The sequence below is a fragment of the Clostridium oceanicum genome, from assembly GCF_039521385.1.
Taxonomy (GTDB): Bacteria; Bacillota; Clostridia; order Clostridiales; family Clostridiaceae; genus Clostridium_F; species Clostridium_F oceanicum.
Genome location: NZ_BAAACG010000001.1, coordinates 51,307 through 65,636, shown reverse-complemented (window position 1 = coordinate 65,636; position 14,330 = coordinate 51,307). Strand labels below are relative to the sequence as shown.

Genomic DNA, 14,330 nt, shown 5'->3' with positions numbered 1-14,330 from the left:
AATAAAAAGGATTATCTGAATTTTAAAAGATCTATTTTTGAATAATCAATGTTTCCCTCTCCATCAACTATATCTTCATTTGCATGAACTTCTTCTATTTTTCCTATGAACATTTCGTGTGATCCTGTTTTAACAGAATCTACAACAGTACATTCTATGTTTACTGGACAATCTAATAGTAATGGAGCATCAACTTTTGTTCCATCAGCTACTTTCATTTCTAATTTTTCTAATTTATTCTCATCTTTTCCACTATGAGTTCCAAGATATGCGTACTTTTCTCTTAAATTTTCTGGAACTAAGTTTACAACAAATTTTCCTGTTTCTTTAACCATATGATATGAATAACGGCTAGGTACTATTCCCACCATAACCATTGGTGGATCAAAACTACAATTACATGCATATTCAACAGCCAATGCATTATTATTTCCTTCTTTATCTCTGCAAGAAATTAATAAATCTGGTGCAGGTTTTAAACAACTTTTAGCTTTAGCAACCTTTTTTTCCATTTACAACCCCTCCATCTACTAAATATATAAATGTTATATTATAATAAATTTTCAATAAATAACATATATGTCCAACCTTTGACTCCGTTTATATTGTAATTGATAATTATTTTCACGTCAACTCTATAATTAGCTTTATATTACTAAATTCATCTTATAATTATAAGATTTATAGCCTATTTTAAAAATTCCTATTAATATCTAATATATTGACATGAAATTAAAGTGGATATATAAAAATTAAATTTTCATATAGCCACTTTAAACATTTTAATTTTAAATAACTAAATTATATACTTATCTCTTAAATAAAATTTTCTACTACACTTTCAATTTACTAATTAATTTAATTAGTAAAAATGTAAAGATTATATATTATTTATAGTTTACTGACATTCTCATTTTGTTATCATATTTTTGTCCCATTATTGTAGCTCTACTATAAAAATTTTTAAAATCCCCATCTTTAAAATCAATAAAACTTTCCATAACCCCTATTGTATCCGCATTTGAAACACCTATTATTCTTTGTTGTGTTAGCAAATTGTAGTTATCTCTATAAACATAATTTACTGGAAATGCTTCATTAATTGATGATACATAAGGAAGGACTCCTTTTTTTACTGTTCCATCACTATTATATATTATATCTAAAACACTTTTATCCTTTGAAGATATATCAATAATATATTTTCGTTTCAACTGATCTGATGTAATTTCCACCTTGTAATCATCCAAATATCTTGCTTTAAATTTATATTTTTTATCAAACATATCTTGGCTAAATATTTCTTTTAGCATATTATCTTTATATTGATAAATAGTTGCTATAGCAAAATTTCCGCTTCCTCCAAAACTTCCTCTAACCATTATTTCATCCCTACCATTTAGAGTAAAATCTTCTAAAAACAATTTTAAAAAGTATCCACTATAAGGTATCTTTTTAGTAATAACCTCCCCCTTTTCAGGTATTATTTGAATCTCTAAATTTTCTGCAAAAGCGCTATTTTCATAAGGATATGTTCCTCTAAGTATTACTTTATCAGTAGAAAACTCATCTAATATGTTACCTTCTTTAACATCAATGATTTTATAATCTTTACCTTCAGCCATATTTTTTCCTTTCAATAATTACTCCAATATATATGATATTCAATTAACCTTAATATGATATGATTATAAGCTTTAAAATTTAAATACTATATTAATTTATTGTAATATAAATTAGTATAGTTATATATAAAAAAAACCCTATAGAATATATTTAGGATCTATTCCATAGGGTAATTTTAAGATTTAAAATCATTGTATTGTCTAATTTTAAAAAATTTATAAAATCTCTACTATACGAGCGGACTACTTATCTTTATAAAATTCTACAATTACTTTAAATAAGTCTCCATCTATTTTTATATCTAAGCTGCCACCTTGAAGATCTACAATACTTTTTGCAATTGCAAGTCCAAGTCCAGATCCTTCTGTATTTCTAGATGTATCTCCTCTTTTAAACCTTTCAACTAATTCATTTGCATCAAAGTTCATTTCATAAGCTGAAATATTTTTTATAGTTAACACTGCTTTTTTTTCATACTCTTCTAAATCTACATATACTCTTGTATTTGGCTGAGAATATTTTAATGCATTACCTATCAAGTTTTCAAACACTCTCCATGTTCTTTTACCATCTAAATTCAAATGTATATTAGGACTTTCAATATTAACTTTAAAATCTAAAGAGGATTCTTTGATTTTCTCATCAAACTCCCCTAATGATTGTCTAAGTAATGCTACTATATCAACATTCTCAATATTTAGTTCTATAGCTCCACTTGCAACCTTTGAAGCCTCAAACAAATCTTCAATTAAAACCTTTATTCTTTGAGATTTTCTATCTAAAACCTCTATATAAGCTTTTCTTTCATCTTCATCTAAATTAGGATTTTTTAATAAATCAACATAATTTATTATAGATGTAAGAGGGGTCTTTAAATCATGAGATACGTTAGTTATAAGCTCTGACTTAAACTTTTCACTTTTAGCTTGCTTTTTAAATGAACTATCAAGTCCCTCTTTCATTTCGTTTATATTAGCTGCAAGTTTAGAAAACTCTCCTTTTCCTCTTTCTTTTATATTTACTTCTAAGTCACCTGATACAATTTTTTTAGTACCTTTTGATATTTCACTAAAATACATGATTTTATATATAACAATCACTATAATATATATCATATATATCATACCAAGTATTGCCGCTACTTCTCCTCCACCTGGTGTATATGGTCCTATTAGAATAATAGCACCAAATATAATAATTCCCATTACAACAGGTACTCCTATGGTTCTAAGAAATACATTTCTATTTTCAAATACTTTACCTAAAAATCCATAAAATTTGAAAATCATACTTTTGTAAAATTCTTTTTTTATGTTAACTTTCTTCTTAAAAATAAGTTTTATATACCATATGCTAAGTAAAACGATTATAATACTTAGTATCATTATAACTAGTACCAATATTGAAAATATAATATTATCTACACTATCAACTGTTATAAAAGGATTTCTACAATTTAAAATAAAGACTGTAGAAAAAATTAACATTATTAATTTAAAATCTATTGGTATCTTTTTATATAAGTATATAACCTTATCTTTATATAAAAATTCAACCTTTTTATTCTTTATGATATAGATTAATCCTACTATACTAATAAATAATAATATAGGACCTACTATTCCTTCTTTTAGTATTTTATTTTTCTTAACATTATATTTATCTATATAACTATACATTGGACCATAACCATATTTATACTTAGGAATTATAAACTTTACGTCCATGTAACTTGGAAGATATGAAGAACCATAATAATTTAATCTAGTTAAGTCGTTATCAGTAAAAGAATATATAGATTTATTTTTAATATAATCTTGTACATTATCATTCTTATCTAAATTAGTATATATTCTATTACTTTGTATATCTTTCATGTAATATTTTATATCTGTTCTTCCATTTATAGTTGCTTTAAGCTCTTTATATTCATTATCTGTTTTAGATATTATTTCTTTTCTTAGCTCATCATCTGACTTTTTATACATTTTTTCTACAGATTTTATTTCTTCATTCTTTTGAGATACATACCTATCTTTTTCCTCTTTGCTATATTCTGATCCCTCAAATAAATACTTTGTATATTTTTCATTAGTTCTTTTGATTTCTTGATTTAATTTATCATTATTTTCTATCTTTACTCTGTACATTTCATTTTCTATAATTTTATTTTTACTATCTTTTTTATCATAATCTTTAAATTTATCATAAAAATTTTTAAATGATTCAATATATGTTGACATATGTGATGCTATTTCTTCATCTCTAAAATAATTTTTTGTATAAGCATAGTTATCTATATAATCTTTAGTACAAAGCCATGAAAAACTTATTAAACCCATTAGTAATATTAAGCTTATAATAACAAAATTCTTATTCTTAAGTAATCGAGATTTTAAACTTTCATCTTTCTTTTTATTTTTTCTAAAGTTTTCTAAATCTTCTTTTTCTAACTTATTTTCTTTATCTTCCTTTAGATTATAATCATCTTTTTCATCATTATTATACTTATCTTTCTTTAAATTATAATCAAACTCTGTTGTACTATCCTGTCTTAAATCATATTTAGTTGTATCATGTTTTTCAACTATCTCTTCATTATTATCATTTTCATCTACCATTTTTTTAGTTATATCATTTTCATTATTTTTCAATTTTGTATCCAATTCCCCACACCACCTTTAAATATTCAGGACTCTTAGGGTTTATTTCTATTTTCTCTCTAATTCTTCTTATATGAACTGCAACTGTATTTTCTGCACTATATGCTTCTTGTTTCCAAACCTTTTCATATATATCTTCAATTGAAAATACTCTACCCTTATTTTCCATCAGAAGTTCTAAAATTTTATATTCAGTAGGAGTTAATCTTAATACTTTTCCATTAACTTCTACTTTCTTTTCTTTTTTATTTAATAAAAGTCCTCTAATTATTATGTTATCATCTTTATTTGTTTTTCCATCTCTACTCCCAAAATTCATATAACGCCTAAGCTGAGATTTAACTCTTGCTATAAGCTCTAACGGATTAAATGGCTTTGTAATATAATCATCTGCACCTATAGTAAGCCCCATTATTTTATCTGTATCTTCTGATTTTGCTGAAAGCATTATTATAGGAATATTCTTTTTTTCTCTTATTTTAAAAGTAGTTTTTATACCGTCCATTCTCGGCATCATAATATCCATAAGTATAAGGTGGATATCTTTTTCTTCTAAAATCATTAAGGCATCTATTCCATCTTTTGCTTTAAAAACACTTATTCCTTCATTTTTTAAATATATTTCTATAGCGTCTCTTATTTCTAATTCATCATCTACAACTAGGACATTATAATTACCTTTTGTCATTTCTATCACCCTTTCAATTGAAATTATAACATCTTTTTCTCCTCCTTTGTCACTTTCTAATCTTATTATATATGTAAAATCTTAAAATACTTTCTATATAATTCTTTCAAATTTCTTAAGAGAAAATAAATATAAATTAATTACTTTACCTTAACTTATAAAAATAAATATTTTTATAAGTTAATTTTAAAAAGCATAAACTTACTATTCTTAAATATATATTTTTAAAATATTATATTAATAATAAAAAAACTCCCTATATAGATACATTTTCTTATCTAATTAGAGAAGTTTTATTATTAAACATAAAAATTGGATAAGGCTTAATTTTACCACATAAGGTTTGGGGGAAGTAAAGGTTAAGCTTATCCAACTTTATATCTTTTTTATGTTTGTTTAAATAATATAGTATTAATTGTGTTGTAATAAAAAGCATCCTATTAATATAAAAAATTCTGTTAGTTTAACCTGAAAAAATAAAATAAATCTCATGTTAATGTCCAACAGAAACAATTTCTAAATAAAATTGTAACAACCATAAAATTAAATCTTATGTTGTTAAACCTTAGCCATAGGCACTTTCTTTATATTAGAATATCATATTAACAACAAAATTACAACAGTTTATGACCATAAGTTGTTAAATTTTTAATGATAAGTTTTTTAAAGCTAAATTTATATAGTTTTATAACTATTATAAAATAATACTAAATTCTAGATATTTCTTACAATAGAAAAAGAGATATATTTACTTTTACAAAATCTATCTCTTTTCCTCTTTATTATTTAATTTTAAAACCAAAAAATTTGTTTTTTTGATTTTTTTCCTTTATTCTTATTTCTTAAATAAACAATCCAAACAAATCCCAAAATAACCACAATAGAATTGAAAATTATTTGATTATTTGTATAATAATCAATTACTCCATTAAGATATTTTCCTGAAATAAATCGAGTAAATCTATATATCATATTTTCACCCCTTTGCTTTTAGAATGTTTATTTAATGTCTTAATCAAATAAGAGACACTTATATATTACATTTTTAATCTTAATTTCTAAGGAGTTATTACATATTTTATTCCTTCTTGCCTACCAACACTTTCTAATGCATCTATAATTTTTTCAAGAGGATACTGTCCTGTTAAAAATAAACTACCATCAACTTGTTTTGTAGCTAATAATTCTAAAGCCATTTTAACGTGATATGGGGTATGATGAAATATAGCTTCTATATGCAATTCTTCATAATGAAATTTTTGACAATCAATATTTATTGATGTTCCTTTCTTAGTACCACCAAAACAAAGAACATGTCCACCAGCTCTTATCATATTAATTCCATTTTCCCATGCAACAGGATATCCAGTAGCTTCAATAACTACATCTGCACCTTTACCTTCTAAAGTTAATGCTTTCACCTTTTCTATATGATCTTCATCTGAAGCATTTACTGTACTTATTGCCCCAAATTTCTTAGATTGTTCCAATCTATAATCTGATAAATCAACTGATATTACTTTAGCTCCTTTTAACGTAGCTAATCTTACAAACATTAACCCAATAGGCCCTGCTCCTATAACAACAACCCTTTCCCCAACTTTTATAGGTGTTCTATCAATTCCATGGACTGCACATGCTAATGGTTCAACTAAAGCAGCTTCTCTATAGTCTAATCCAATTGGTATTTTATGATAATTATATTTAAGTATTTGTTTTGGAATAACCACATACTCAGAATAAGCACCATTTAAAAACTCAAAATTTTCACATAAACTATGCATGTTTCTCTTACAATAATAACAATGGAAACAAGGCACTGAATTTGCACCAACAACCCTATCACCAACTTTAAAATTCGAAACATTTTTTCCAACTTCTACTACATCACCTGAAAATTCATGACCAAAAGTTGATGGAATCCTTTGTATAATAGATGGATGTCCTCTTCTATACGTTTTTAAATCTGTTCCACAAGTTAAAGCAGCCTTAACTTTAACTAATATTTCATCCTCATTTATTTTTGGAATATCAATTTCTTCAAATCTAACATCTCCTGGTCCATAAAACATTTGTGCTTTCATTTTTCCATTCATAAAACTACCTCCTATATTAAAATATATTTATTTTTGACCATATTTTTCCATAACATCATTTCTTAGTTTTAAACAAACATCCTTTGGTAGTTCAGAAATCTCACCAATATTTTTAGCAAAGTATGCTACTTTAGCTGATTCTTCAACAATAATTGCATTTGCTAATGCAACATCTATATTGTTTCCTACAGCTAATACTCCATGCCTTTCCATTAATACTGCATCAGAGTTTCCTAATTCTTCAATTGTTACCTCTGCTAGTTCAACACTTCCCATAGGTTTAAATGGAGCACATTTTATAGTACCTCCAACTACAGCTGCTGTTTCAGCTAAAACACAAGGAATACTTTTATTACAAGATGCCCAAGCTGTTGCATATACCGAATGTGTATGAACTATACCAAATACATCTTTTCTTTTTCTATAAACTGCACAATGCATTGAAGCTTCAATTGATGGTTTTCTACTTCCATCTACTATATTACAATCAGTATCCATAATAACTATATCTTCTGTTTTTAAATCTTCATATTTCATTCCACTTGGAGTAACACAAACATATCCTGTTTCTATATCTCTTATACTAAAATTTCCAAAAGTTAAAGCTACAAGATTTAATTTTTGTACTTCTAATGCAATTTGAATTATTTTTTCCCTTTGTTTTTCCAATAACATATTTACCTCTCCTTTTAAATTTAATTTTTAATATTTTGAATTTTCAGTCTTTTTATTTTATTTGTAATTTGTCACCAACTATATTAAGGAGGTCGTTTTTATCATGAGAATTATATATATGTTCCAATATATATTTATCTTGAATAAGTGACATAAGTTTTGTTAATAATGTAATTTGTGATTTACTATTTGTCATTGCAAGCATAAATATAATTTTAATTGGTACTTTTTCATTATTGCAGCCACCCATTACATAAAAATCTACAGGATTTTTTAATGTTGCTAAAGCTATCATAGGTTTATTAACATGTTCTATATCTGTATGAGGTATTGCTACACCAAATTGTTCTATTGGTAATCCAGTGGGATATATTTTTTCTCTCTCTAACACAGCCTTTATATAACTTTCTTTAACATATTCAGCATCCTTTAAGGATAAGGCTATTGTTTTTATTGCTTCATCAGAAGTATTTACATCCAATTTTATATTTACTACTTTACTGTCAATAACAAATTCATCCTCCATTAATAATCACCTCCCTAATTTGCTCTGGATTCCTTTCTTTTTTTATAAAATCAATCATTTTAGTATTATTTATCTTATAATAAATTTTTTTAAATTCTGCCTTACTATAATAATTTAGTGCAATCATAAAAACTACTTGAATTTTATTATTTTCTCCCCACTCTACTGGTTTTTCTGTTACTAAAATACATATTTTAGATTTTTTCACATCTTCTGGGCTACCATGTGGTAATGCAACACTATTTTGATATACTGTAACTCCCATTAATTCTCTTTGATGTACAGAAACAATAAAATTTTCTGTTACATATCCTTTTAAATGCAATAAAGAAGCCATTTCATCTAGAATTTCATTTTTTTCCACAAGTTTTGAATTAGATATAATAAGATCTGTCTGAATTAGATTTTCCAAGGATACTCTTTCATTATATTTTTTTAATATAATATTATTTTTAATATTCATATCAATAATTTTTTTTAATCTATCAATTCCCCCTCCTTTTATAATTTCTTTTGCTGCTATAAAAGGGATTTCATGTGATAATGGGTTAACAGTTCCTACTATGGCTAATATATTTTTATTTTCATTTAAATTGTCTATAATATCTAAAATATTTTTTTTATTTAATATAGCAAGTGATATTATCTCAATATCATTAATAGCTTGTGGAATATGTTTTTGGATTAAATTTGAAATAAACTGAGCAGTTCCTTTTCCTGTTAAACACAAACTTAGTATGCATTTTGAAAAATAAATTTTATTATTATGTTTTAATTGAAATGGTAAATTTTCTTTTTCACTTTTAATAGATAGTGCTATTTCTCTTAAATCTGCATCAGTAAGCAAAGCTTTTCTTACAGCTTCAATCACCATAATAGTATCAACTCTAACAACAGTTTCTGTTTGTATTCCGGTTTTATCAGTAATTATATTTCCAAAGCTAACAAGTGAACCCATATCTACAAGCATTAAAACGCCTTTACCTTGATCTAGTATTTTTACAATCTCCATAGCTTTTTCTAAAACTATCTTTGGAGAATCATCTAAAGACATTTCTATAGCCCTTGCATGTTCTACCCCTAAAAGTCTATTTGCTACATCAACAATCCCTTTAGCTACATGCCCATGTGTAAGTACCAAAACACCTACATGTGTATCATTTAATATATTCTTTTGGGAATAAGATTTAAGATACATAGCTATAAATCCTACTTCTTCTTCTGGTAAATCAATACTAAGATAAGATTCTGCAATTTTAGCCATTTTTTTAGCTATATCATATTCATTTTTATATTTATAATCATTTTTTATTCTGTTTAATTGAGGATTTTGTATAGGCTTATCTTTAAGTATTCTTTCATATGATTCAGCAAGATGAGTTGCTAAACAATAAAACAAACTATCATCTAATTCACCTAACTTATCATTAGCTTTTTTCATCATATTCTCAACAGCATTAACAATTTTTTCACCAACAATATTTTTCAAATCACTCCTTTTTAACTTTCTCTTGTTAACTTTCACTTGCTTTATTAATTGATTAACTCTAATTTCTAATTCATCTCCAAGAATTCTATTTATTATATCTTTGTTCATTCCTTCATTCTCTAATTTTTCATATTTTGTTTCAATTTCTGTGTATATCTCTTTTGGAAGTATATATTCATTTTGTTTTATCAATTTGATTTTTTTTTGTTGTAATGGAAGTATTTCTATATTTTCATTTATTAATTTTTCTATTTTTGATCTATTATTATTAATCCTCAATAATCCCTTAACAATTTGAGTAGATAAATCTGTTATTTCAATTTTTATATAATTTTCCTTATTAATAATACAATTCAAAAATCCTCTTGCACATATAACCTGTATATCCGAACGAAGTTGACCAATATTTCCTTTAGCAACATATAATAACAGGGCTACTACTACATTGTATTCTAAGATAATTCTCATATTTATTCTTGATGATTCTTGTAAAAAAAAACTTTTGATAATTTCAAATCTTTCTCCCAAAGGCCTTTTTGAAAGAGATGGTAACTCAATAAACATAGGAATTCTTCTTTTGAAAGTTGTAAGCAATGACTCTCCTATATCTTCAGTAGTTGCTGAAATAATCATAATCTTAGCATCACGAAATTCACCGGATTCACCTAATCTTCTATATTTACCTTTATCTATAAGATAAAACAACATTTCTTGTCCTTCCGAAGGAAGTCTATGAATTTCATCTAAAAATAATATTCCATTATCTGCTTTTTCAACAATACCTTTCTTATCAACTTCAGCTCCTGTAAAAGCTCCTTTTTTATATCCAAATAATTGAGCTAATAACAATTGAGGATTGTCTGCATAATCTGCACAATTAAAAACTATAAAAGGTGCAACTTCCTCTTTAGTCTTTAATTCTATAGCAAACTTATACATACATTCTGCCAATTCACTCTTTCCTACACCAGCTGGTCCATATATTAATGTATGAAGACCATTAGTTGGATATAAAATTGCCGCTTGGGCTAACTTTATTTTTGATTTCAAACTACCTCTAATTCCTATTAAAGTATCAAAGGAAGAATACAAAAAATCTTTCTCCACTTTCTTTGTATCATCTACTATAGTATCATTTTTAATTTTAATCGTTTTCAATAATCTAGATACAATATTTCTAGATATATGAAAACCTTCCTCATTTAACTTTGAGGTTAAAGCTCTTAGAGAAACAAAGGGTTCTTTTTCTTTAATCTTTTTAATTTCCTTTTTTAATATCTCTTCTCTTCTTTCTCTTGAATTTCCAATATTATTAGCATGTCTTAATTTTACCACTTCACTTCTACTAAGATTAAGAAATTTTGCAATTTGATTATCTGTCAAAGGATTTTTTTTATCTTCATTGTCCACCAAATCAAATAATTTTTTCACTTTACTCACCTAACCTTTAAAAGCAATTTTCACACCAATGGCACACTATAATATTCTTTAAAATAACATAATATCCAAATCTGTAAATTCAAATTAAAATAACAGGTAAATATCCAAATAAGCTATCTAAATTTACATTTCATTACTAATATTTTAAACTATATTTATGCATATTGATATAAAAAGTAACTATATTAGGCTTATTACCTATAATTTCTATTGATTAGGTTCTAAAATTACCTTTAATGATTTCCCAAATTTTGCTTTCTTAAATGCTTCTTCCCAATTACTTAAAGGATAGGTATATGATATTAATTTTTTTACATTTATTTTCTTATTTTTTAATAATTTCATAGCAGTTTCCCAACAACTTGGCCTTGAAGAAATTACCCCAATCATTTTTATACCTTTTAAAACAATTTGGTTCCATAAATCTAAATTCATCTCATTAGGTGCTGATAATAAAATTATCTCTCCCATTTTTTTAACTACATTCAATCCAGTAGCCAATGCTTTATCTGAACCTGAACACTCAAAAACTATATCTGCTCCATACCCCTCACTTATATTTTCTATATATCCTTCTATATCGTCTTGTCCAAAAACAAGAGTTTCTTCTATTCCTATTTTATTTGCTAATTTTAATCTATCAATACTGTTTCTTGTTCCCACAAGAACTACCTTAGCTCCTATAGCATAAGCTAATTGGGCAGTAAAATTTCCAATTAACCCTGCACCAAAAACAATACATATATTTCCTGGTTTTATTGATGATGTTTCAACTACTGCATTCACACAACAACTTAATGGCTCTATCAAAGCTGCTTCTTGAAATGAAAATTCTTCCGGTAGCTTATATATCCTTTTACTATTACATAAAACATATTCTGCGAAAAAACCATTTGCTGTTGATCCTAATCCTTTTCTTCCATTTATGCACATATTTATATTCCCTGAATTACAATAATGACATTTACCACAATATGAATAATTAGTTTCTGATACTACTCTATCTCCAACTTTAATATCATTAACATCCTCAGCTACTTCAACTACAACACCACTGCCTTCATGTCCTAGTATTACTGGAGGACTTAACTTAGTATTTCCTTCTTCAGTATAGTAAAATTTTAAATCTGTACCACAAATACCACTCGCTTTAACTTTAATTAAAACTTTTCCAGATTGTATTTTAGGTTTTTCTACCTCTTTTAGTTCAGTATTTTTTTCTCCATGAACTAACTTTACTAAACCTTTCAAGAACACCCCTTCTTTCTTATAATTAAATAACAGTATCCAAAAACATATTAAATTTTATTCTAATTAGTTCTTTATTTATTAATAGTTATTAGGTCATAAACAATTGAACAATTTTGAATATGATATAAGGAATAAGATGTGCTCCAGCATCTAAGGATGAAATTGTTGAAGTACCTTCTGGGAATGCAAAATTTACATCTTTCGCCATAATTGTTGCAACTCCTGCTATATCTGTTGCAATTAACAACATAAAACAAACCATTATTGTTGATGTAATTACTGATCTAATAATATTTCCTTTTGATGGAACCACTGCCCATATTACAAGAAATGGTAGTACCGCTAGATCTGTAAATGGAAGAAGTCTATTTCCTGGTAATATAGCTGCAATTAATAAAGTTATAGGAATCATTATAAGTCCAGTTGATATAACCGCTGGATGACCTATAACTACTGCTGCATCCAATCCAATATAAACTTCTTTGCCTGGAAACCTCTTATTAATAAACTCTCTTGCACTTTCTGAAAGTGGAAGTAACCCTTCCATAAGAATTCTAACCATTCGTGGCATAATAAACATAACGGCAGACATGTTAACAGCTAGTACAATAATTTCTTTAACTTGATATTTAGCAAGTCCTCCTATACCAGCCCCAAGTATTAATCCCATTATCATCGGTTCACCAAAAATCCCAAATTTCTTTTGAATTGTATCTGTATCAAAATTAATTTTATTTATTCCTGGTATTTTATCTAAAATTTTATTAATTCCAATTCCTACTAAAGCCCAAGAAACTGTTTCTGTATGTGGTAATGATACTCCAGGCATTTGGAAAAACTTTTCAACATATGGTGCTGTAAAATCTGCTAATTTTAATATAATTATAATTGTCAAAGCAGATGCTATTAACCCTATTACTACGTTATTTGTTAAATACATTACTAATGCACCTGTAAATATAAAATGCCAATAATTCCAAAGGTCAACATTCATTGTTTTTGTCCAATTCAAACCTAACATTACAGTATTAATAAAAATTCCAATGAGAAACACTGCTGGAACTATTGTTGTACCAAAGCTTATTGAAGCTGCAATTGGCCACCCTACATCCATTATATCTAGTTTTAACCCCCAATTAGTAACCATTGCTTGGGTTGCAGGTGAAAGATTATTTACTAATAACCCTATTACAAGATTAATTCCTGCAAACCCTATACCGATTGTTAGTCCTGCTCTAAAAGCTTTAGATATTTTTTGTCCAAATAGTACTCCTAATATAGTTATAATAACTGGCATCATTACTGTAGGACCTAAATCGAGAATAAATTGAATAATTTGCATTTGTAAATTCCTCCTTCATAATTAATATATTTGTTAGTAATTACTAACAAAATAATTTATTCTAATGACCTTAAATATTCTGCAATATCATCAGCTATTTTATCCATTCCTACTCCAGTTAAAAAAGCTAAACCTGAAAACTTTTTTATTCCATTCGTAACTTCATCACTAACAGGGGTCGTGTGTACGATTACATGAGGTTTGAAAATTAAAATTTTATTTGATACTTCTAAAACCTTACATTCAATTATTTCTACATCTAGCCCTCTCCTTTTTAATAATTCCTTTGTTTTTTCTGTTGCTACTGTTGATGTTGCAATTCCAGTTCCACATACTGATAAAATTCTGTATTTCATATCTATCCCTCCTTTAAATTATTTGTTTATATTTATAGCAATTATCGTGCCTAATCATTGGCACATTTTTTTAATCCACTAATACCAACTCATTTTTAAAAATCAATTCAGAATTATGTGAATATTCAAACATTTTATAACACAATCCACTCTAATGGTGACATAATTAATATCAAAT

Annotated in this window: 11 protein-coding genes; all 11 read right to left on the bottom strand. The window is 26.4% G+C overall.

What is annotated here, in order from left to right; translation table 11 throughout:
• Window positions 1-11: 11 nt before the first annotated feature.
• Entirely contained in the window at window positions 12-512 is a 501-nt protein-coding gene (locus ABDZ71_RS00275; RefSeq protein ID WP_343757656.1) for a flavin reductase family protein, read from the bottom strand.
• A gap of 375 nt (window positions 513-887) precedes the next feature.
• Window positions 888-1,640 carry a hypothetical protein gene (locus ABDZ71_RS00270; protein ID WP_343757654.1) on the bottom strand — a complete coding sequence of 251 codons (753 nt, stop codon included), beginning with the start codon at window positions 1,638-1,640 and terminating at the stop codon, window positions 888-890.
• Window positions 1,641-1,868: 228 nt separating this feature from the next.
• A complete protein-coding gene (locus ABDZ71_RS00265) occupies window positions 1,869-4,292 on the bottom strand; it encodes a HAMP domain-containing sensor histidine kinase (protein WP_343757652.1) in 2,424 nt (807 codons plus the stop codon).
• A complete protein-coding gene (locus ABDZ71_RS00260) occupies window positions 4,270-4,977 on the bottom strand; it encodes a response regulator transcription factor (RefSeq protein WP_343757650.1) in 708 nt (235 codons plus the stop codon). The genes ABDZ71_RS00265 and ABDZ71_RS00260 overlap by 23 nt, the downstream gene beginning before the upstream one ends.
• A 1,058-nt stretch (window positions 4,978-6,035) precedes the next feature.
• Window positions 6,036-7,073, bottom strand: a complete 1,038-nt coding sequence (locus ABDZ71_RS00255) for a zinc-dependent alcohol dehydrogenase (protein ID WP_343757648.1) — start codon at window positions 7,071-7,073, stop codon at window positions 6,036-6,038.
• Between the two features lie 27 nt (window positions 7,074-7,100).
• On the bottom strand, window positions 7,101-7,748 hold the full coding sequence (locus ABDZ71_RS00250) for a class II aldolase/adducin family protein (protein ID WP_343757645.1): 648 nt from the start codon (window positions 7,746-7,748) through the stop codon (window positions 7,101-7,103).
• 52 nt (window positions 7,749-7,800) lie between these two features.
• Complete coding sequence (locus ABDZ71_RS00245; RefSeq protein WP_343757643.1) at window positions 7,801-8,274, bottom strand: PTS sugar transporter subunit IIA; 474 nt, start codon at window positions 8,272-8,274, stop codon at window positions 7,801-7,803.
• A complete protein-coding gene (locus ABDZ71_RS00240) occupies window positions 8,264-11,194 on the bottom strand; it encodes a sigma 54-interacting transcriptional regulator (protein WP_343757641.1) in 2,931 nt (976 codons plus the stop codon). Before ABDZ71_RS00240 ends, ABDZ71_RS00245 begins: the two co-directional genes overlap by 11 nt.
• Window positions 11,195-11,410: 216 nt before the next feature.
• Entirely contained in the window at window positions 11,411-12,454 is a 1,044-nt protein-coding gene (locus ABDZ71_RS00235; protein WP_343757639.1) for a zinc-dependent alcohol dehydrogenase, read from the bottom strand.
• 88 nt (window positions 12,455-12,542) lie between these two features.
• Window positions 12,543-13,796, bottom strand: coding sequence for a PTS galactitol transporter subunit IIC (locus ABDZ71_RS00230; RefSeq protein ID WP_343757637.1), 1,254 nt, complete (start codon window positions 13,794-13,796; stop codon window positions 12,543-12,545).
• Window positions 13,797-13,852: 56 nt separating this feature from the next.
• Entirely contained in the window at window positions 13,853-14,152 is a 300-nt protein-coding gene (locus ABDZ71_RS00225) for a PTS sugar transporter subunit IIB (protein WP_343757635.1), read from the bottom strand.
• Window positions 14,153-14,330 lie beyond the last annotated feature (178 nt).